Here is a 21,530-nt window from a genome sequence, read left to right as displayed (position 1 = left end):
GATGATTGGTAGGGATTGATTGCTGGCAAATTGTGTTATTGCATTTCGGTTTCTAGTTATGATAGGATGTGCAATGATAGAATTGAGGGAATGTAACGATGTTAGTACGATATAAAAAGACGCTTGAAAAGATCGCAATGGGCTTAATTTCGTATATGCCACAAGAAAAAGATATTAAGCGTTTAATGGAAACAATACAGCAGTATGAGCAACAGGATGATTGGGTTTTGTACCTATGGAAAAAGGGCGAAGAGTATGTTGGTATTATTGGCGTTTATGTCCAAGATGCGGTTGCAACGATTCAACATATTACCGTAGTTCCATCCTATCGAGGAGAGGGAGTAGCCTTTGAAATGCTACAGGAGCTATGTGAAATTGGTCAATTTACGACAGTTCAACCGAACGATGAAACAGAGCCATTCCTACAAAAATATATGCCCGTACTAAAGGAAGCTGACGCTTAAGATGGTCGGCTTCCTTTACTCTTTTCCTCCAATTTTTTAGCTCTAGCCTCTAAAACATCAGAGCGGTCACGTAGCTTATGCTTGTGCAACAAGAATTGAGGGCTTTCATGTGGCAGCTCAGCAATTTGATGTTGGACGAGTTGTTGCAGTTCTTTATGTTCAATAGGTAGATCAAAAGATTGGAAGGCTCTTTCGTTTTTTATGTTTATTAAAGCATCCTCGATATGATGGATAAGGTTTTCAATTCTAAATGGCGCTAAAAATGACGACTCGGCATTGGAATGGAAGTTTCGTAGACTCTTCTCGAGACTTCGTGCTGCGCCAGTAAAATTTTCACGGCGCCAATGGTAAAGCCCTGTAGCTAGCTGTATGAGCCCTACGAGTGGATGGAGCTTTTCGCCAGGTGCTACTTCTTTCCAGTATTCCTCTAATCTCTCATGACATTCAAAATAGTCTTGATTGCCATTAAAATATGTACAAAAATCGACATACAGTGGGTGAAACGAATGATGCAAAACAATCACCTTTCCTCTATACTAATGATAATAATTATGCTAGAACAATAATCTAGTATACATATTCCCGACATTAAACGACAGGTGGGTACACATGAGTTACGAAGTAAAGCTAGAAGCCTTTTCTGGTCCTCTCGATTTATTATTGCATTTAATACATCGATTGGAAATTGATATATATGATATTCCGATGGCAGAGTTAACAGGCCAATATATTGACCATATCCATGCTATGCAAGTACTTGAGCTAAATGAAGCGAGCGAATATTTAGTAATGGCGGCAACATTACTAGCGATTAAAAGTCGTATGCTTCTGCCAATTCATGAGGGTGAGTTAGAGGAAACAGAGTTTGATCTAGATAGTCCTGACCCACGTGATGAACTGGTTACGCGCTTAATTGAATATAAAAAATATAAAGAAGCAGCAACAAATTTGCAAACATTAGAGGCTGAGCGTTCTCAGGTGTATACAAGACCACCTGCAGATTTATCCGATTTAATGCCAGATGAACAGCTTGCATTGTTTGATCCGAATGTAAATGTATACGATATGCTAAGTGCATTTCAGAAGCTACTTCGCAGAAAGCAATTAAAAAAACCGCTACAAACTCGTGTAACGAGACAAGAAATTTCAATAAAGGATAGAATGTATTCTGTAGTTGATAGTTTAAAAAGAAGTGGGGGAAGAATGACTTTCTCAGAGCTTTTTCCATATGAAGATAAGCAGTCGCTCATTGTGACATTCTTATCCCTATTAGAATTGATGAAACGCCAAGTTGTTTTTGTAGAGCAGCAAAATAACTTCGAAGAACTAACAGTATTACTACAAAAGGAGGAAATTGGCGATGAACTCGAAGAATTTGATCAGTAAAATCGAAGCACTACTTTTTGTTGCTGGTGATGATGGATTATCCTCCCGTCAGCTTGCACAATATTTAGAGGTAGAACTAATTGATATAGAAGCAGGACTAAGTGAGCTAGCTACACAATATAATGAATCAGAGGAGCGTGGCATTACGTTAAAAATGCTAGCAGGTACGTATCAGCTAACGACAAAGCAGGCTGTGGCAGATACGATAAAAAAGCTAGTTGAAAATCCTTCGAGTCAAGTGTTAACTTCTGCTTCTCTTGAAGTACTAGCGATCATTGCATATAAGCAACCGATAACGCGTGCAGAGGTGGAGGATTTACGCGGTGTAAAGAGTGAGCGCCCGATTCAAACACTCGTATCTCGTGCTTTAGTTCAAGAGGTTGGCCGAGCAGAGGGGACAGGTCGTGCAATTCTTTACGGGACGACAAAGGAATTTTTAAATTATTTCGGCTTAAAGGATATTAAAGAGCTGCCACCGCTACCAGAGATGAGTGAGGCTGGGGACGATGACCAGGCAACAGATTTATTTTTGACGAAGTTCCAGGAAGCATTTAACGAATAAAGGAGTGTGAGTTTGACAAGAATTTTGTTGATTCTTTTGATGGTGTTCATATTGCCTGTTTCAGCAAGTGCAAATAGCTCATATGTTGCGATTGATGCAACGACGGGGCGTGTATTAATGGGTGAGGAAATACATATGAGATTACCCATTGCCAGCTTAACAAAGATGTGGACAGCGCTTATTGCGATTGAGGAAAGTGATTTGGATGATGTTGTAACTATTTCTAAGCGAGCAACGTTAAGTGAAGGCTCTTCTATTTATTTAGAAGAAGGGGAGAGTGTGACGGTTGAGACTTTGTTATATGGATTGCTTCTTCGTTCAGGAAATGATGCTGCCTTTGCTTTAGCTGAGCATGTAGGCGGCTCTGAGGAAGGGTTTGTAAAGCTTATGAATGATAAGGCAAGAATTTACGGGCTAATCAATACAAGCTTTACGAATCCATCAGGCCTGCACAATGAAAACCATTTATCTAGTGCCTATGATACGGCCAGAATGCTGCAAATAGCTATGAAAAATCCGACATTCCGAAAAATCGCTTCGACAATTATTTATAAAGGGAAAACAACTACTTGGCAAAATAAACATAAACTTCTATCACAAAAAGTCGGTGCTCTAGCTGGGAAAACAGGCTATACGAAAGTGGCAGGCCGGACACTTGCTACTTACTTTGAGCGAGATGAGAAAAAATTTGTTGTTGTGACGATAAATGCATCTAATGACTGGCAATTGCATAAATCTATTGCTGATACGATTGATGATAATTATAAAGTGGAAGAAATTGCAAAAAAAGGATCCTATGAAGTGCCTCATGCAAAGCTAAAATTAGCTCAACCAATTCGTATTTTGCTATCGGAAAAGGAAGAGGAAGAGCTTCAACATGTCCTACAGCTGACGAGATCAAAGAGGCAAGCTGTTTGGCATATAATGCTTGATAATCGAGTTATATACTCTACTCCGGTAGATGTTCAATAAAAGAGGTTACGTATAGCGGACTTAGACTGTATGCAAACTGGTATGGCCCGTCACTCTGCTGTTCGTTGGCGAGTGTCAGGCCTCCTTATATTTGTACAAGATTAATCAATTATTGCCACGCTGACACGCTGTCACGTGGTATTTTTATTTTCAACACATGACATATCAACGGAAATAAGTAATTTCCCTAGAATAATCCGCTAAAGTGTGACATAATTTTCAACAGATTACGGGAAAATGATGTTTAGCTTCACATCTACAGTGAAGCATATCAATCAATGAGGTGAACTTATGGAAAGATTACAAAAAGTAATTGCTTATGCTGGTGTAGCATCGCGTCGTAAGGCAGAGCAATTAATTCAAGAAGGAAAAGTAAAGGTGAACGGAAAGGTAGTCCGTGAGCTTGGTACAAAAGTGTCGAATTCAGACACAATTGAAGTAGAGGGCGTAAAATTGGAGAAGGAAGATAAAGTCTACTTTTTATTGTATAAGCCACGTGGATATATTTCTGCTGTCACAGATGATAAAGGTAGAAAAACGGTTACGGATATTTTTAAAAAGCGCGTACATCAACGTATTTTCCCGGTAGGACGATTAGATTATGATACGACTGGTCTTTTATTATTAACAAATGATGGTGAGTTCTCTTATCAGCTAACACATCCGAAATTTAAAATCGATAAAACATATGTAGCTCGTGTTAAAGGTGTGCCAACAATTGAGGGTCTGAAAAAATTGCAGCGCGGTATTAAGCTAGAGGATGGAAAAACAGCTCCTGCAAAAGTAAGTATGACATCATTTGACGAACAGGCTGGTAAGGCAATTTGTGAAATTACCATTCATGAAGGCCGCAACAGACAAGTGCGCCGTATGTTCGAAGCAATTGGTACACCAGTTGTGAAATTAAAGCGTGAACGATTTGCCTTTTTAGATTTAACTGGTTTAAATCCTGGAGAATACCGCGAGCTAACAAAGCATGAAGTAAAGCTTCTTCGTGTATTAGCTGAAACAGGTAAATTAGATTAAACACTAGCCCTTTAGTGTAAACGTTCATAAATACTTCAAAATAGATAAAAGTTGTAAACCAATTTTTTGATATAATAAAAAATGGATTGTGGAGCTTTTACAGGGGGGAATTGCGAAATATGGAAAAAAAACAACGACGTTCGGTAATTCGCGGAATTATTTTAGCACTTCTTGCCATTGCCATTGGATATACCGTTTTTTCAACACTTACGAAGGATAAAGTAGAAATCTTAAAGGTTGGCTCTCAAGCACCAGATTTTGAGCTTGTTGATTTAAACGGTAATACACATCGACTGTCTGATTATAAAGGACAAGGCGTATTTTTAAATTTCTGGGGTACATGGTGTGAGCCTTGTGAACGTGAAATGCCAGCAATGAATCGTCAATATACTGCCTACAAGTCGCAAGGTGTTCAAACGCTAGCCATTAATATTGCGCAATCAGATTTTGAAGTAAAAAGTTATGTTAAAACTATGGGGCTAACTTTCCCAGTAGCAATTGATAAGACGAAAAGTGTAATGGAAGCTTATAATGTGACGAATTTGCCAGCAACAATTTTAATTAATCCAGAAGGAAAAGTAGAAAAAATTATTACCGGTGAAATGAGCGAGGCAAGCATTGCAGCCTATATGGAGGCTATCATGCCGAGATAGGAGTTTTACAATATGGAAAAAATTATTTGTGAATGTAGTCATGAAAATCCTGTCGGTACAAAGCTATGTGAAAAATGTGGACGGGCACTTACAGTCGAGGAGAAGGACAAAAAGATCGCCGATATGCGATATGATGGTATTGCAATCCGGTCAAAAACATACAACAAATCACTTGTTGATAAAGTTTGGAACTTCTTTTCAAGTGTTAAAATTGGAATTACCCTGATCATTTTAAATTTAATTGCTGCTTCTATCGGTACGATTTTTCCGCAAGAATTTGCGTTAAAGGTACAAACAGAAGCTGAAAAAGCTGCTTATTACGAGGATGTGTACGGTTTAATCGGTGAGCTCTACTATAAATTAGGTTTAGCCGATTTATACTCCTCTTGGTGGTTCCAAATTTTAGTAGGAATGCTTGCGATTTCGATTATTGTTGCTAGTATTGATCGTGGCTTGCCGTTACATAAATCCCTAAAAAATCAGCGAGTAAAGCGCCATCAAAGCTTTATGAAGCGTCAGCGTATTATTGCTGAAGGGAAGCCAGCTGCCGAGGAAGGTAAGACGCTTGAGTTAATTGAAGAAAAAATGAAAGCGCTACGCTATAAGGTTCGTCGTGAGGACAATGCGTTACTTGCTGAAAAAGGGCGCTTTGCACGTTACGGTCCATACATAAACCACGTAGGTTTAATCATCTTTTTAGGTGCAGTGATGATGAGACTTTTCCCAGGCTTCTATGTGGACGAGTCGATTTGGTTACGTGAAGGAGAACTTCGTGCAGTTGATGGCATGGACGGTTATTTCATAGAAAATAATAAATTTATTTTAGAAGTATATGATAATGAAGCCCAAGGTGAACAGCTGAAGCAAGGTGTTAACGTATTAGCGAAAAACTTCCAAACAAATGTGACACTGTATAAACAACAAGAAGGTGACCTTCCTGGGCAAACAGATAATTTAGAAGTGGTAGATACGTTTGAAATCCGAGTAAATGAGCCGCTTAAGTATGATGGATATGCAATCTATCAAATGGACTACGGCTTAAATGAGCTAAAGGCGATGAGGTTTGCACTGACAAATAAAGCAACTGGAGAATCGCTCGGTGAGATTACCATTGATTTAACAGATCCTCAGGGAGAATACATTATAAATGACAAAACAAAAGTAGAAATTATTACGTATTTACCTGATTTCTCTGGATTTAAGGATGGTGTACCACAAACAAAAACACCTTCTCCAAATAACCCAGCATTTATTTTCCGTATGACCACACCTGAAAAGCCAGATGGTGAAACGAGCTTTGTCGGCATCCAGCAAACACTAGAGCCACTTGGTGAAAATACGTATAAAATGGCATTCCAAGGTGTAGAAACAAGGAATTCTACAGGTTTAACAATTCGTAAAGATAAAACGATTCCGCTGTTATTTTTAGGTGGATTAATCTTTATGATTGGTGTAGTGATTGGTTCGTATTGGAGCCATCGTCGATTATGGGTGGAAAGGCTAGAAGATGGAACAATTCGTCTGGCTGCCCATACGAATAAAAACTGGTTCAGCATGAAAAAAGAAATAGATGCTGTAACCCAATTTGCACATTTACCAAAATACGTAGATCAAGTAGAATCCGAAAAGGAACAACAAGAAAAGGAAGGTGACAACACCTTATGAGTTTGATTGATGTAAGTGGATATTTATTGTTTACGGCGTTTATTGCGTATTTGATTGCAACTATTTTATTTGGTGGTGCAATTAAACCTTCAAAATTAGAGTATGCCCCAGCTCGTGCAGAAAAATGGGGAAAACTGGCGATTACTGTAACGATAATTGGTTTTATAGCAAACGTAGCGTACTTTATTACACGCTGGATATACACTGGACATGCACCTGTAAGTAATATGTTTGAATTTACAACAGCGTTCGGTATGTTCATCGTGGCATCATTTATCGTCATTTACTTTATGTACCGTGTTGCAGCACTTGGCATGGTGGCGTTACCGATTGCGGTTTTAATTATCGGTTATGCTGCGATGTTCCCTAAAGAGGTAACACCACTCGTACCATCTCTGCAAAGTCATTGGTTAACGATTCACGTAATTTGTGCAGCAATTGGTGAATCTATTCTAGCTATTAGTGCCGTAGCAGGTTTGATTTATTTATTGAAGAATGTTGATTTAACTAAGAGATCACAAGAGCGCTTCTGGTTAGAAGCGGTTATGTATTCATGTGTACTTGTTATTGGCTTTGTAGCATCGTCTATTACGTTTGGGACAATGGGCTACGAGTCGACGTATAAATATGTAGACAAGGAAGATAATCCGCAAACAATCGTCTATAATACGCCAGCCTTATTTGGTATGAATGAATATGAAGAAATAACGTTCGTGGATAAAGAAAAGAAATTATACGAGCCCGTTTTAGAAGAAGATAAATCATTCGAGCCTTTAGTAGAAACGCCAGCGCTCATTAATGCGAAAAAGCTATCGACGCTGACGTGGTCAATTATATTTGGTACAGTTATTTATTTACTCATTCGTTTAATAGGTCGTCGTTCTATTTCAGCGATGCTTCAACCTCTAGTGAAAAGAGTAAATTCACAGCTTATGGATGAGATTGGTTACCGTTCTGTATTAATTGGTTTCCCAGTATTTACGTTAGGTGCTCTTATTTTCGCGATGATTTGGGCACAAATTGCATGGAGTCGCTTCTGGGGCTGGGATCCGAAAGAGGTTTGGGCGCTTATTACATGGCTATTCTATGCAGCATTCCTTCATCTTCGTCTTTCAAAAGGCTGGGAAGGAAAAAAATCAGCATGGCTTGCTGTAATCGGCTTTACTATTATTATGTTTAACTTAGTGTTTGTTAACTTAATTATTGCCGGATTACACTCTTACGCTGCTTCATAAGGCAACAAGAAAAATGTAGAATGTTTAGAGGAGTTGTCTGAAAAAGGGTTTTCAGATAACTCCTTTCCTTTTCATTTCATGAATGAAATTGTACAATAGGAATTGTAGATAGCGAGAAAGGGGTTACAACAAGTGTCTGAAAATATTTCTGTTTTAATAGTGGACGATGAAGATCGCATTCGCCGTCTGTTAAAAATGTATTTAGAGCGTGAAGGATATATAGTAGATGAAGCCGAAAATGGCAATGAAGCGATTGAAAAAGCGTTTGAAAATGACTATCATTGTATTCTTTTAGATATTATGATGCCTGAAAAAGATGGTTTACAAGTATGTGAGGAAATTCGTGAAAAGAAAACTACGCCGATTATTTTACTAACGGCAAAAGGTGAAGAAGCAAATCGTGTACAAGGCTTTGAGCTGGGGGCGGATGATTATATTGTCAAACCGTTCAGTCCACGTGAGGTTGTGCTTCGACTAAAAGCAATCCTACGCCGTTCAGCAGCGTTTTCACCTGTTTCAAGTTCTTCTGCTTCAAAGGATTTAGTGGTGTTTCCACATTTAACAATTGATCATGACGCGCACCGTGTTACAGCAGATGGAACAGAAGTTAACTTAACACCGAAAGAGTATGAGTTATTGTACTTCCTAGCAAAATCACCTGATAAAGTATTTGACCGTGAACAATTACTAAAGGAGGTTTGGCATTATGACTTTTTCGGCGACTTACGTACAGTGGACACGCATGTAAAACGATTACGCGAAAAGCTAAATCGTGTGTCTGAAAATGCGGCAAAAATGATTGTAACGGTATGGGGCGTTGGTTACAAATTTGAGGTCGTTAATGAATAGAATATGGAATAGTATTGTCGGGAAGCTATGGGTAACCATATTGCTTCTCGTTTCATTTGTACTTTTTATTTTCACGGTTTTTATGCTAGAGTTTCTAGAAAATTATCACAATCAGCAGGCGGAATCCTCACTTCGTCAAACAGCGTCCACCATTGCAAGTATTGTTGATGAACGAGCGGAAGGAAACGTGCAAGTAAAGATCATTCAAGACATACTAGATGAACATACAAATGCCCTTATTGCAGAAAATCCCAATGAGGTTGTCTATGCAATTCAAGAAGGGATTAATCAACAGGAAATCCAAGATAGCATCCTCTCTAATAAAGCCTTTGAAACTATCTATGAATCAAATGAACCGATATTAAAAGAGATGATCCTACCTTCGCAAACAGGGAAGGATAAAAAGGAATCGTATGTTGTGCTTGGCTTTCCATTAAAAAGTGAAGAAAAGCTACATGGGGCAGTTTTTATCTATCAAAGTCCAGCTGCCATGCACGAAACGAGCAAGGAAACGACGAAAATTGTATTCCTTTCTGCGTTCATTGCGTTTATCCTAACGACGATTTTTGCTTTCTTCCTGTCGAGCCGTATTACGTATCCGTTACGTAAAATGCGAGAGCATGCGTTTGAGTTATCGAAGGGGCGCTTTGATTCACAAGTACCGACAACGCAAAATGATGAAATTGGTCAGCTTGCAGTAGCCTTTAACCAAATGGCTAGACAGCTGAAACATCATTTAGAAGTAATAAATCAGGAAAAAGAGCAGCTTTCAAGCATTCTAACCTCGATGACGGATGCCGTGATTACGTTTAATCGAGATCGTACAATTTTAGTAAGTAACCCTCCGGCTGAAAAATTACTACAAAAATGGTTTATTAGCAAAGGCTCGCAAAGTGCAAAGCCGATTCCTCCAGAAATTTACCATATGCTAGATCATGTGTTAGATTTTGAGGATAAAATAGAAGAGGAATTAGCGATAGACGGCTCTTATTATAGCTTAACGATAAGTCCGTTATATAGCGGGGAGCTCATTCGAGGGGCTGTTGCGGTCATTCGAGATAAAACAGAGCAAAATCGTTTAGAAAAGCTACGCTCGGATTTTATTGCCAACGTTTCACACGAGCTTCGTACACCGATTGCGATGCTACAAGGTTATTCGGAGGCGATTTTAGATGATGTCGTCTCATCCGAGGAAGAACGTAATGAAATGATACGTATTATTTATGATGAATCGCAGCGAATGGGACGTCTCGTAACAGACTTACTTGATTTAGCGCGAATGGAATCAGGGCATATTCGGCTTTATAAGGATATTGTGCCTGTTGCCCATGTGTTAGAGCGAATGACGCAAAAATTTGCGCAAGTTGCAAAAGAAAAGCATGTGCACCTGCTGTTCCAAACGGACTTACGAGAAGATATAACGATATCAATGGACGAGGACCGCATCGAGCAAGTATTAACGAATTTAATCGATAATGCCATTCGTCATACGCCAGAGGATGGGACTGTAAAAGTCACACTAACAACTGAGCTTTCCTATGCAAAAATAGCAGTTGAGGATACTGGATTTGGTATACCTCAAGACGACCTACCTTATGTTTTTGAACGTTTTTATAAGGCGGATAAAGCACGTACACGTTCAAAGGGGGGCACGGGTCTCGGGCTAGCTATTGCAAGAAATATTGTAGAAGCGCATGAGGGAAATATAAAAGTTGAAAGTGTGGAAAAAGAAGGTACGATCTTTACTTTCTATTTACCGCTATAACTCTTAGGAAAAATAATCCGCAATACTTCTGTGGGTAAGTGAGTGATCGAGCAAAGTAAGTGCTGCATAGCACTTTGTAAGCTTCATCCTTGCCCATTGGAAGGAAGCGGATTTTTTTATGTTATGATGTTAAAGATCGAGTTAGAATTGAAACGATTTAGCGTATTATACGACTAATATTTAGAACGGAGGTGGGATGGATGAATTCTAAAGAATCCATTTTCCATCGATTGTATGACGAATACCATCAGGATGTTTTTCAGTTTTTAATTTATTTAGTGAAAAATAGAAGCGTTGCAGAGGATTTATCGCACGAAGTATACGTACGTGTGCTGAAATCATACGATCGTTTTCGGGGAAATAGCTCTGAAAAAACATGGCTATTTTCTATCGCTAAAAACGTAGCAATCGATCATTTTCGAAAGATGGCTGTTCGTGATCGACATCATTTTAATGCTTTTGAATGGGAAAATGAGCAGCTTATTTCATCCGAAAAATCCCCAGAGCAATTTTTGGAGCTTAGTGAAGATTTAAGAGGGCTTCTGCATGCTTTAGAACTATGTACAGGTGATCAAAAAATGGTCATTGTCATGCGTTTTTTTCAAGAGCTATCGGTACAGGAGACCGCACAGGTTTTAGGTTGGACTGAGGGGAAAGTAAAAACAACACAGCACCGCGCTATTCATGCTTTGCGAGCAAGGTTAAATAAGGAACAGAAGGAGGCGAATTCGCTATGAATGATGAAAAATGGGATGAACTAGATATTGAAAAGCTACTAGAGCAAGCTCCAAAAATTCAGGATAATCGTTCAAAGGAAGACGTCTTCGCAAAGTTGCAGCAGGCGGGTGCTTTTGAAGAGGAACATCCACCGGTAAGTGTTGTTAAACGGAAAAATCATGCTTTAATTATACTGGGAATTTCAGCAGCTTTATTTGTCGTATTGTTTAGCGGTGCTTACTTTTTATCACCTCAAACTTCAAATGATAAAATGGCTGGCCAATCGGAAAATACCTTATCAGATTCATCAGCTGAAAGGAAGGTAGAGGTAGCGGAAGATGATGGGGCAAGTAGTGGGGTAGCATTAGAACAGGATGAATCACGGGGCATAAGAGCTTTAAATAATATGGATTTACGAACTTCCGTGTATCAGGAACAGCTTTCAGTTTATACTGCAATTCACCTAGGGCTAGTAGGGAAGAATGGGGAAAGTGTACCAGTTACCGTTGTGATTCCGAACGAGCAGATTATTGAGGAGTTTGGGCATGAATCACCGTCAGCTGTCGATTTGTATAGTAAATATGCAGCTTCACTAAATGAACAAGCTTTAGGATTTACAGAATTGCATCCGTTGCAAGGTAAGATTGAGGAACAAGGGTCAACACTAATTTATACATTACCAGAAGATCACCAGTATAATGATAAGGTTTCCAGCGATTGGGATGTCTTATTAGACACATTTGGTAACAGTTACGAGCGAGTAGTATTGCATAACGAACCTAGCGCTGGTAAAGAAGAACAAGCGAATACAACAATGAGTTTAAGTAAGCGGGGGAGTTATTTCTTATACGGGCAGGGGAACGATAGGATTTATTTAGCGCCACATTCTAACCATTCTTTTAACTCGGCGAAAGAGGCACTAGAGTATATGAAGATTGTTGAAAACGACCAATATCAAACGGCCATCCTACAAGGTGTTGACTATTCAGTAGTAGAAGAAGGGGATAAGGCTGTAGTTACCTTTTCTACGCCGCTTGATTTAAATGATTTCGATCCTCAACAAGCTATGAGAATGCTTGAGGGAATGCTTTTAACGGCGGGGGGCTTTAATAAGCAGGTGCAATTTTCAAACATTGTGCAGCAACAATGGGAAGGATTTAATTTCAGCTCTCCGTTGCCGATCCCAGTTGGAGCAAATACAATTTCTTTAGAACAGCTAGAAAGCTACTAGGTGTTAAACAAAATGGTTTACATTTCAGATATTTATCCTATAATAGTACTTGTAAGCTAATTTAATAGTTTGATTCATCTTCGGGGCAGGGTGTAATTCCCGACCGGCGGTAATAGAAGACGCAATCTCCGACCATTAGCTTGGAGGACATTGCAGCAGCTCTTCTTCAGCCCGCGAGCCGCATTGCGCGTGCAGGATTTGGTGAGATTCCAAAGCCGACAGTATAGTCTGGATGGGAGAAGGTGAAGGTACGGTCGTCATTTTTTTACGAAAATGTCGTAGTTTGCTGTACATTTTGTTGCTTTCATATGCAATATTGTACAGAATTACGAATAGACCCTTATTTAAGTGTGCCTATTTCTCCCTTATGCTATTTTCTGCATAAGGGTTTTTTCGTGAATGGTGATTGATTTGTCCTTTCTTCTTGCGAGATGAGATCAGCAATGAGGAGAGATGTTTTATGTCAAAGCAAAACAAAAGGTTACGAGCTTTTGTAACAATTGCGATGTTAAGTAGTATTTCTTTCGTATTAATGCTATTTAATTTCCCGCTACCAGGGTTCCCTAGTTTTTTACAAATTGACTTTAGTGATGTGCCGGCTTTAATTGCAACATTAACAATGGGACCATTAGCAGGGATTACGGTCGAACTAATTAAAAACATTTTAGACTGGGTTTTTTCTGGTTCACCAACAGGTATGCCAGTAGGTCATATCGCCAACTTTGCAACAGGTATTTTATTCATTTTCCCTGTATACTTTATTTATAAAAAGTTCACATCTATTACAGGATTAATAGTTGGATTAGTTGCTGCGACAGTTGTGATGTCAGTAGGGATGGCGTTTTTAAATTTCGTGGCATTCTTACCGATGTACGGTTATTTCATGAACTTTTATGTAGAAGATATGCTTGGAACGGCTGTAATGGCGATTTTACCATTTAACCTAATAAAAGGTGTTATGTTAATTGTCATCGTTACCGTATTATTCCGCACGATGAGTAAATGGATTCATAATCAACGTTTACAATTTTTATCATGAAAATACGCGTGGTCACCTCGGTGGCTACGCTTTTTATTTAGGGGGAAACAAAATGACTTGGATTGATATATCACAACCGCTTCGAAGTACAACAGCTGTTTGGCCAGGAGATGCTCCATTTTCTTATCGATTAGTTGCGACTTTAGAGGCGGATGGTGCCAATGTCGGTGAAATGACTGCAAGCATGCATATTGGAACGCATGTTGATGCACCGTTTCACTATAAGGAGGATGGCGTAACGATTGATCGGTTGTCGCCCGAGTTATTTATTGGGGAGGCGCTTGTTGTTGATTTACGTGGTCATGAAGTAATCTATGCATCTCATTTTGCTGATGTAGATTTGACGGGGGTCAGTCGTGTGCTAGTTAAGTTGAGGGATGAGGTAGAGGTTGATAAGTTTCCGGTGAGCTATCCGATTTTTGATGAGAGTGTTGCTGAGTTTTTGTGTGATAAAGGTGTAAAGTTGATCGGCGTAGATACACCCTCGGTTGATGCAGTAGAAAATGTATCACTCACAATGCATAACGCCTGTGCAAAGTATAATTTAATTATTATTGAAAATTTATTGTTACAGGATGTATCGTCCGGTTTGTATGATTTCATCGGACTTCCATTGCGGGTGGAAGGTGGGGATGGGTCGCCTATTCGAGCGGTACTTAAAAGGAAATAGTAATAGATTCAAGGGCCTAAGTTACTAGCTTAGGTCCTTTTTTAAATATAATTGTAAATTTTGGGGCTTGAGCAGTGTTTAGCTCGGACGCCCAGCCCCTCGAGGCCACTTCATCCCCTCGGTCGAAAGCGAAAAAGCTGCTTTCGCTTCGGGTATTCCGACGTGCTTTCGCTTGTCCTATCTTTTTTTTCGATAAAAATCATCCAAAAAGGATATGTTATAATTCCTTACATAATATTGATAATAAACATAACATATTGTAAAGTGGTTGTAGGGAAAGGAGGAGATGCCAATGAGTCGAGAGTTTCGAAGAGCGATGCCGTTACTCCCTATTAGTATGGTGATGGGACTAACCGAGCTAACTGCAAGACAAATTAGGTATTATGAAGAGCATGAATTAATCGAGCCTGCTAGGTCAGAGGGCAACCGAAGAATGTTTTCACTAGATGATGTGGATGCCTTATTAGAAATTCGAGAGCTCCTTGACCAAGGGATTAATATGGCAGGTATAAAAAAAGTGTTTGATATGCGGAAGAGAAATGATGTTAGAAGTTATGACGCAATTGCTATTTCAGACGCTGAACTTCGCGCCATTTTGAGAGAGGAAATGCAGCAAGCTCAAAGCATGCAAAAAACTTCGCTACGTCAAGGTGATTTATCGCGTTTCTTCCAAGTTAAAAGTGAATAAAAATAGGAGAGTGAATAGGTATGGTAAATTCAGTTGTTGGTTCAACAAGCAAATACAAGAAAGAGGATATTAAAGCCATTGTAAAGGATAAAAATGTAAAGTTTATTCGCTTACAGTTTACGGATATTTTAGGTACGATAAAAAACGTAGAAATACCGGTAAGTCAACTTGATAAAGCGTTAGATAATAAAATGATGTTCGATGGCTCATCTATTGAAGGGTTTGTTCGTATTGAAGAATCTGATATGTACCTACGTCCAGATCTTGATACATTTATGATTTTCCCGTGGACTGCGGAAAAGGGGAAGGTAGCTCGATTAATTTGTGATATAGCTAGACCTGATGGCTCACCGTTTGAAGGAGATCCTCGCTCGAATTTAAAGCGAATGTTAAAAACAATGGAGGAGTTAGGGTTTACAGATTTCAACTTAGGACCAGAGCCGGAATTTTTCCTATTTAAATTAGATGAAAAGGGTCAGCCTACATTAGAATTGAATGATGATGGTGGCTATTTTGATTTAGCACCAACGGATCTTGGAGAAAACTGTCGTCGCGATATAGTACTCGAATTAGAGGAGATGGGCTTTGAAGTTGAGGCTTCTCACCACGAGGTTGCACCAGGTCAGCATGAAATTGATTTTAAATATGCAAATGCAGTAGAAGCATGTGATAACATTCAAACGTTTAAACTTGTCGTAAAAACGATCGCTCGTAAGCACGGTTTACATGCGACATTTATGCCAAAGCCGTTATTTGGAGTTAATGGTTCTGGTATGCATTTTAACCTATCCTTATTCCAAGAAGGTAAAAATTCCTTCTGGGATGAAGGGGCTGATTTACAATTATCAGCTACAGCTCGTTCATTCTTAGCTGGGGTACTAAAGCACGTTCAAGGGTTTACAGCGATCACAAATCCAACAGTGAACTCATACAAACGTTTAGTACCAGGCTATGAGGCCCCTTGTTACGTAGCGTGGTCACCGAAAAACCGTTCTCCGCTAGTGCGTATTCCGGAGTCTCGTGGTTTATCAACGCGTATTGAATTACGTTCGGTCGATCCATCAGCGAATCCTTATTTAGCGATGGCGGTTATTTTAGCAGCGGGTCTTGATGGTGTAAAAAATAATTTAACTCCACCGGCGCAAGTGGATCGTAATATTTACCGTATGAATGCTGAGGAACGTGCTAAGCATGGTATTGACAATCTACCAGCTTCACTTGATGCGGCGCTCGCGGCTTTAGCAAAGGATGAAGTGATCCAAGCTGCATTAGGTGAACATATTTATGAAAATTTCAAAGAGGCGAAAGAATTGGAGTTTGATATGTTCCGGACGACGGTTCATCCTTGGGAACGTGAGCAGTATATGAAAATGTATTAATTAAAAGGAATGGCACCGAAGTGATATCGGTGCTATTCCTTTATAAATTTTGTGCGAGCTCATCGATTTTTTCGGCAACTTCTGTTAACTGCCCGATTGAGGTTGAAATATCAATAATAGCGGTTGTTTGATTTTCTGAAAGGCTGATCGTTTCGTTCACGTTTTTTGATACAAGTGCCACTTTTTCCTTCATTGATTGAAGTAGTTGTCGAATTTCGTTTACTGATTCGGCGCTTTGATCTGCAAGCTTCGTAATTTCCTTTGCAACGACACTAAACCCTCGTCCGTGTTCTCCAGAACGAGCAGCTTCAATACCTGCATTAAATCCTAAAATACGTGTGTTTTTGGCCACATTATTAATCATGTCTAAAATTTTTGTCGTATTTTCTACTTGGCTGGATAAATTATCTTGTGCAACGGCAACCTCGTTCATCGTATCGGATAGTATTGTCGCTGAGGAAGCTAATTGTTCGGAAGCTGCCCCAATTTCCTCAGATGAAGCCGCAAATTTTTCAGCGATTTCAATAAGATTTGCACGATTATTGACGCTAGTGCTTATACCAATACAACCAACTAACTTTCCGCTACGGTTTGTAATTGGTACCATGACAATTTTTAATGCCATCCCATATGCTTCTTTAGGGATATCTGTCACTTGTATTCTATTGTATTTAATAGCCTGTGCCATTGGATCGTTAGGATTAAGCGGAAAATCGGCCATATCCTCTATGCCAAGCTCTTTAGATCCGATAACAATGATCACTTTTTCCAAATCGGATATTGAAACTGAAACATCCGCTGCAAATAGTTTTTTTAAGGTTGGAGCAAAATCAATTATAAACTGTAGAGTCTCATCAACTGCTGTATGATCCATCGTTGTCATAGTTAAAATCCCCTCCGTTATGTATTACATTTATTATACAATTAAAAACAATAGAGCGGGTCGAATAAATCGAAAAATATGAATAAAATTACAATTTTCTTAGGTAATAGGTGTTATTGACCTGAAATCTATCCATAACATTTATATTTAGGAGTTTCATTATAACTATACACTTTTTTTGATCGTGAATTTTCATGCAATACATAAGAAAACAGAATCACAATTTTGTGATTCTGCTATAGATAAAATGATAGCTTTTATTAACCCATAATATTGTAGCCTGAATCTACGTAAATCGTTTCACCCGTTACACCGCGAGAAAGGGCGCTTAGCATAACGATCGTCATATCAGCTACTTCCTCTTGATTTGTATTACGTTTTAACGGTGACGTTTCTTCGATTTTGTGTAGGATTTGGTTAAAGCTTGGTACGCCTTTTGCTGCTAATGTACGAATGGCACCAGCAGAAATCGCATTGACACGAATGCCTTCTTTACCTAAGTCAGCAGCTAAATATCGCATCGAAGCCTCTAATGCTGCTTTAGCAACGCCCATCACATTATAGCCATCTAGTACTCGCTCAGCACCTAAATAACTCATCGTTACAATCGAAGCACCTTCTGTTAAATAAGGCTTTGCAGCGTTTGCAACGGCAATTAGAGAGTATGCACTTGTATCCTGTGCAAATGCATAGCCATCACGTGAAGTTTCGACAAAGCGGTTTTTTAAGTCGTCCCCATTTGCAAAGGCAACAGAATGGACGATCCCGTCGATTGTACCGAAAGAAGAACCGATTTCCTCGAATGCTTTTGCAATCGAATCATCACTATTTACATCACATTCTACGACAGCTGTTTTATACTCACTATAGTCTGCTAATACTTTTTCGATTTTTCCTTTTGAGCGCTCTTTACGATACGTGAAAATAACATTTGCGCCAACTTCCATTAATCTTTTTGCAATCCCCCAGGCGATGCTTCGTTCGTTCGCAACCCCCATCACAACAATATTCTTATCTTTTAACCCTAAAATATCCATTATTAGACACCTCTTTACTGAAATGTTATCTGTTATTAGTACCAACTACTAAAATTAACTATAACACTTCTGTTATCAGCACGCAATAAAAAGTTGACAGCTATTTTGTTATGCAATATACTGAACCTAGCTACTTTGTTTTGCAAGGTAGTAGATTTTTGCTAACTATCTTGTTATGCAAGGGAGTGAAGGGATGTCAATTCGAAGTCAGTTGCTAAAGGGGATATTGGATGGTTGTGTGCTAGCCGTTATTGAGAACGAGACGGTTTATGGCTATGAATTGTCTGAAAAATTACAAAAGGCAGGTCTAAAAGATGTTAGTGAGGGAACTATTTACCCTGTTCTTCTACGATTACAAAAAAATCAATATATTGAAGGGGAAATGCGCCCATCTGAATCAGGACCTAATCGGAAATATTATTCATTAACATCACAGGGCAAAGAAATGTTAAATGAAATTAGGCTTGAATGGGAAACTATTGCAAAACCGATTACAACATTATTAAGAGGTGATTGAATAGTGAAAATAAAGACGCTTTTACAGGAAAATAATGAACGTAGGAAATTATTAAATGACGAAAATTTTATCTATTATGAAAATTTATTAGTCTATATACGTAGTTCCTTCATGAAGGATGACAGAGCGACGGAGGAATTGTTGTTGGAGCTATTAGAGCATTTAATAGCAGCACAACAAGATGGAAAGAGAGCAGAAGAGGTTTTTGGAAAGAAGCCAAAGGAGCTTGCTGATGATATTATCGCAACATTACCGAATGAAAGACCATCTAAAATAATTATTTTTGTATTAGAAACTATTCTACAGTTTTTAGGTATTTATACGGTAATTACCGGGATACCTTTAATGTTTAGTAATAAACCGAATACAATTTATATTGGTTCAATTAGTTTATTGGTAGGGTGGCTTATTATAGGGTTTTTAATAATAATTGTACTATTAATGAAGCTATTAAAATCTCAAGCTTTCAATGGAAAATCAATTAATAAGAAGATTTTATGGTTTTGGGGAACAGCAAGTGGAATATTTATATTTATTGTCATGCTATTAAGTATTTGGATTGAACCATTTGGTACTGCAGTGACAATTAGTAAGTATACTCAGGTGATTGTAGGCGCTGTATTACTCATTCTTAGTTATGTATTAAAGAAATGGAGAGAAGCGAAATAAAAAACTGCAACTCCAATTATTAAATGTTCATTAATAATTGGGGTGCAGTTCAAAATTACAGTACAGTATTATTCAAATTTTAATGAATCACCATCAAATGTTTCGTCTGCTACTTTAATGGAATCAGTAGGGCAGCCCTCGAAAGCGTCCTGCATATCCTCTAGTAAATCCTCGGGTACTTCTGTCGTCCCCATATTATCATCTAAAATAACAAAGGCAATACCTTCATCATCATAATCATAAATATCAGGTGCAGCTGCGCCACATGCGCCACACGCGATACAAGTATCTTTATCTACGATTGTATATTTTGGCATTCTTTTCTCTCCTTTATGGTCTCTCTTCCATTCGATACTTCCTTATTCTAAATCGGTTTACTATTCTTTTCAACCTTCAATGTTTTAAATTCATACAAATGTACGAGATATTGAGCTCCTGAAAGATTAAGATTTTTCTTTTCCGGCATGTTGGTGAAATACATCATAACCTACTTACTCTTTGTTGAAAAGATAATAGAACATACGACGTATTACGTCAAGACTCAAAAAATATAAGGATGATTATTTAGTTGGTCAATTTCATAAATAGTTTTTTGCATAAAAAGGCGAACATTATTTTAGATTGAAGCGGAAGACGGCGACTCCTGCGGGAAAGTGAAGTGATGAGACCCCGCAGGAACAAAGCGACGAGGAGGCTCAGCGCTTCGCCCGCGGAAGACGTCCGTCTGTAGATTAAATCGAACGATTATTGTTATTGTACATTGAATGTTCGTATATATTAACTGTTTTATGAATTATGACGTTGATTTAGTAGAGAATAAAATTAGAGTTCGAACATATTGTTGTATAAAGCCAGCAAAATTAGAGGTTAATTCCTTTATATATGGCTAATTCATTTGACAAAGGGGATTGCTATGAAGGTAATAGCTGCAGTTGTTAATAAGGTTAATGGTCCATACGAAATGGAAGCATTGCAATTAAGTGAAGTGCAACAGGATGAGGTGCTAGTAAAAATCGTTGCATCAGGTATTTGCCACTCTGATGAAGCGTTGCGTGTTGGAGACGCTGAATTTCCTTTACCGGCTGTACTTGGCCATGAAGGTGCTGGGATTATTGAAAAGGTCGGTAGTAACGTAAAAAACTTTGCAGTAGGGGATCAGGTTGTACTTTCCTACAATTACTGTGGTACATGTCCAAGCTGTCGGACAGGTCATCCTTCCTCATGTAAGGACTGGCCAATGCTAAACATGAGCGGTATGCGTCCGGATGGTAGTTCTGTTTTTACAAAAGAAGATGGAACACCAGTATCCAATTTCTTTACGCAGAGCTCTTTTGCTACACATACAATTGTTCATCAAAATAATCTAGTGAAGGTAGACCCCGATGCAGATTTACGCTTAATTGGTCCGCTAGGCTGTGGTTTTTTAACAGGGGCAGGTACAGTTGTGAACGGTTTAAAGCCGGAAATTGGTGATTCCATGATTGTTTTCGGTACAGGTGCTGTAGGGCTTGGTGCATTGATGACAGCTAAAATTGAAGGTTGTTCGACGATTATTGCGGTAGACATCCATGACTCGCGCCTCGAAATTGCGAAGGAGCTGGGGGCTACACATACGATTAATAGTAGAACAGAAGACTTAGCAGCCCGTGTCGGAGAAATTACAGGGGGACTGGGAGTAAACTTCTCAATCGATACGACTGGAGTTGCGGCAGTGATGAAGGCTGCTATCGATGTGCTTGCTGTTGGTGGTATTACGGCACCAGTTGCAGTAACACCAAATAGTATTGAGATTCATACTGTTTTAGATTTAGTTTTTGCTAATCGCTCGATTAAGGGTATTTTGATGGGCGACTCAGTTCCACAGCTAGAAATTCCGAAGCTAATTGGATTCTATAAGGCTGGTCAATTCTCCTTTGATCGACTTGTGCAGTTTTATTCTTTTGACCAAATTAATGAGGCGAGTGCCGATTCAAATAGTGGGAAAACGATTAAACCAATTTTAATCATCGACGAAACGTATCGCGCGGATGAGCCGCTACCAGTATAATTCGTCTACTAAGCACGGTTAGTCTACAATATTTTATACGGTTAAAAAGCCTTGATATCATTGATATTATAGGCTT

Annotated in this window: 23 protein-coding genes and 1 riboswitch; of the genes, 19 read left to right on the top strand and 4 right to left on the bottom strand. The window is 38.8% G+C overall.

What is annotated here, in order from left to right:
• Positions 1 to 98 precede the first annotated feature (98 nt).
• Positions 99 to 464, top strand: coding sequence for a GNAT family N-acetyltransferase (locus V4T18_RS10970; RefSeq protein ID WP_332649324.1), 366 nt, complete (start codon positions 99 to 101; stop codon positions 462 to 464).
• On the opposite strand, the gene V4T18_RS10965 is transcribed toward V4T18_RS10970, so the two are convergent.
• Positions 461 to 979 carry a DUF309 domain-containing protein gene (locus V4T18_RS10965; RefSeq protein WP_332649322.1) on the bottom strand — a complete coding sequence of 173 codons (519 nt, stop codon included), beginning with the start codon at positions 977 to 979 and terminating at the stop codon, positions 461 to 463. The genes V4T18_RS10970 and V4T18_RS10965 overlap by 4 nt on opposite strands.
• A 94-nt stretch (positions 980 to 1,073) precedes the next feature.
• On the opposite strand from V4T18_RS10965, the gene V4T18_RS10960 reads away from it, so the two are divergent.
• From V4T18_RS10960 to glnA, 15 genes are all read left to right on the top strand, one after another.
• Positions 1,074 to 1,850, top strand: a complete 777-nt coding sequence (locus V4T18_RS10960; RefSeq protein WP_332649321.1) for a segregation/condensation protein A — start codon at positions 1,074 to 1,076, stop codon at positions 1,848 to 1,850.
• On the top strand, positions 1,825 to 2,412 hold the full coding sequence (gene scpB, locus V4T18_RS10955) for an SMC-Scp complex subunit ScpB (protein WP_332649320.1): 588 nt from the start codon (positions 1,825 to 1,827) through the stop codon (positions 2,410 to 2,412). Before V4T18_RS10960 ends, scpB begins: the two co-directional genes overlap by 26 nt.
• A gap of 6 nt (positions 2,413 to 2,418) precedes the next feature.
• Positions 2,419 to 3,384, top strand: coding sequence for a D-alanyl-D-alanine carboxypeptidase family protein (locus V4T18_RS10950; RefSeq protein ID WP_332649318.1), 966 nt, complete (start codon positions 2,419 to 2,421; stop codon positions 3,382 to 3,384).
• A gap of 291 nt (positions 3,385 to 3,675) precedes the next feature.
• On the top strand, positions 3,676 to 4,410 hold the full coding sequence (locus V4T18_RS10945) for a pseudouridine synthase (protein ID WP_332649316.1): 735 nt from the start codon (positions 3,676 to 3,678) through the stop codon (positions 4,408 to 4,410).
• A gap of 119 nt (positions 4,411 to 4,529) precedes the next feature.
• The gene (resA, locus tag V4T18_RS10940; protein ID WP_332649315.1) at positions 4,530 to 5,063 is read left to right on the top strand and encodes a thiol-disulfide oxidoreductase ResA; all 534 of its coding nucleotides are present in this window, start codon (positions 4,530 to 4,532) and stop codon (positions 5,061 to 5,063) included.
• Between the two features lie 12 nt (positions 5,064 to 5,075).
• Positions 5,076 to 6,728, top strand: a complete 1,653-nt coding sequence (resB, locus tag V4T18_RS10935; protein ID WP_332649313.1) for a cytochrome c biogenesis protein ResB — start codon at positions 5,076 to 5,078, stop codon at positions 6,726 to 6,728.
• Positions 6,725 to 7,963, top strand: coding sequence for a c-type cytochrome biogenesis protein CcsB (gene ccsB / locus V4T18_RS10930; RefSeq protein ID WP_332649311.1), 1,239 nt, complete (start codon positions 6,725 to 6,727; stop codon positions 7,961 to 7,963). The genes resB and ccsB overlap by 4 nt, the downstream gene beginning before the upstream one ends.
• A 132-nt stretch (positions 7,964 to 8,095) precedes the next feature.
• A complete protein-coding gene (locus tag V4T18_RS10925) occupies positions 8,096 to 8,812 on the top strand; it encodes a response regulator transcription factor (RefSeq protein WP_332649309.1) in 717 nt (238 codons plus the stop codon).
• Positions 8,805 to 10,577: an ATP-binding protein gene (locus V4T18_RS10920; RefSeq protein WP_332649308.1), complete on the top strand. Its 1,773-nt coding sequence runs from the start codon at positions 8,805 to 8,807 to the stop codon at positions 10,575 to 10,577. Before V4T18_RS10925 ends, V4T18_RS10920 begins: the two co-directional genes overlap by 8 nt.
• 176 nt (positions 10,578 to 10,753) lie before the next feature.
• The gene (locus V4T18_RS10915) at positions 10,754 to 11,314 is read left to right on the top strand and encodes a sigma-70 family RNA polymerase sigma factor (protein WP_332649394.1); all 561 of its coding nucleotides are present in this window, start codon (positions 10,754 to 10,756) and stop codon (positions 11,312 to 11,314) included.
• Positions 11,311 to 12,525 (top strand): hypothetical protein, encoded by a 1,215-nt coding sequence (locus V4T18_RS10910; RefSeq protein ID WP_332649306.1) that lies wholly within the window; start codon positions 11,311 to 11,313, stop codon positions 12,523 to 12,525. Before V4T18_RS10915 ends, V4T18_RS10910 begins: the two co-directional genes overlap by 4 nt.
• 72 nt (positions 12,526 to 12,597) lie before the next feature.
• A riboswitch (FMN riboswitch) is annotated at positions 12,598 to 12,773 on the top strand.
• Positions 12,774 to 12,985: 212 nt separating this feature from the next.
• A complete protein-coding gene (locus V4T18_RS10905; protein ID WP_332649304.1) occupies positions 12,986 to 13,564 on the top strand; it encodes an ECF transporter S component in 579 nt (192 codons plus the stop codon).
• Positions 13,565 to 13,616: 52 nt separating this feature from the next.
• Positions 13,617 to 14,234 carry a cyclase family protein gene (locus V4T18_RS10900; protein WP_332649302.1) on the top strand — a complete coding sequence of 206 codons (618 nt, stop codon included), beginning with the start codon at positions 13,617 to 13,619 and terminating at the stop codon, positions 14,232 to 14,234.
• A 292-nt stretch (positions 14,235 to 14,526) separates the two neighbouring features.
• A complete protein-coding gene (locus V4T18_RS10895) occupies positions 14,527 to 14,922 on the top strand; it encodes a MerR family transcriptional regulator (RefSeq protein ID WP_332649300.1) in 396 nt (131 codons plus the stop codon).
• A gap of 20 nt (positions 14,923 to 14,942) precedes the next feature.
• Positions 14,943 to 16,301 (top strand): type I glutamate--ammonia ligase, encoded by a 1,359-nt coding sequence (glnA, locus tag V4T18_RS10890; RefSeq protein WP_332649298.1) that lies wholly within the window; start codon positions 14,943 to 14,945, stop codon positions 16,299 to 16,301.
• 40 nt (positions 16,302 to 16,341) lie between these two features.
• Here the strand turns inward: glnA and V4T18_RS10885 are convergent, their stop codons facing one another.
• Together V4T18_RS10885 and V4T18_RS10880 are read right to left on the bottom strand one after the other, a co-directional pair.
• On the bottom strand, positions 16,342 to 17,184 hold the full coding sequence (locus tag V4T18_RS10885) for a methyl-accepting chemotaxis protein (protein ID WP_332649296.1): 843 nt from the start codon (positions 17,182 to 17,184) through the stop codon (positions 16,342 to 16,344).
• A gap of 260 nt (positions 17,185 to 17,444) precedes the next feature.
• A complete protein-coding gene (locus V4T18_RS10880; protein ID WP_332649294.1) occupies positions 17,445 to 18,221 on the bottom strand; it encodes an enoyl-ACP reductase FabI in 777 nt (258 codons plus the stop codon).
• Between the two features lie 193 nt (positions 18,222 to 18,414).
• On the opposite strand from V4T18_RS10880, the gene V4T18_RS10875 reads away from it, so the two are divergent.
• Positions 18,415 to 18,738 (top strand): PadR family transcriptional regulator, encoded by a 324-nt coding sequence (locus tag V4T18_RS10875; RefSeq protein WP_332649292.1) that lies wholly within the window; start codon positions 18,415 to 18,417, stop codon positions 18,736 to 18,738.
• A gap of 3 nt (positions 18,739 to 18,741) precedes the next feature.
• On the top strand, positions 18,742 to 19,407 hold the full coding sequence (locus V4T18_RS10870; protein ID WP_332649290.1) for a DUF1129 family protein: 666 nt from the start codon (positions 18,742 to 18,744) through the stop codon (positions 19,405 to 19,407).
• A gap of 68 nt (positions 19,408 to 19,475) precedes the next feature.
• Here V4T18_RS10870 and V4T18_RS10865 read toward each other — a convergent pair whose 3' ends face one another.
• Positions 19,476 to 19,724, bottom strand: coding sequence for a ferredoxin (locus V4T18_RS10865; RefSeq protein ID WP_099423028.1), 249 nt, complete (start codon positions 19,722 to 19,724; stop codon positions 19,476 to 19,478).
• Between the two features lie 596 nt (positions 19,725 to 20,320).
• On the opposite strand from V4T18_RS10865, the gene V4T18_RS10860 reads away from it, so the two are divergent.
• Complete coding sequence (locus tag V4T18_RS10860) at positions 20,321 to 21,454, top strand: NAD(P)-dependent alcohol dehydrogenase (RefSeq protein WP_332649280.1); 1,134 nt, start codon at positions 20,321 to 20,323, stop codon at positions 21,452 to 21,454.
• Positions 21,455 to 21,530 lie beyond the last annotated feature (76 nt).

Source organism: Lysinibacillus sp. 54212 (assembly GCF_036662795.1).
In the GTDB taxonomy this organism is placed as follows: domain Bacteria; phylum Bacillota; class Bacilli; order Bacillales_A; family Planococcaceae; genus Lysinibacillus_B.
Note: the sequence above shows the minus strand (reverse complement) of the source record. Positions and strands in the feature narration are given on the sequence as shown.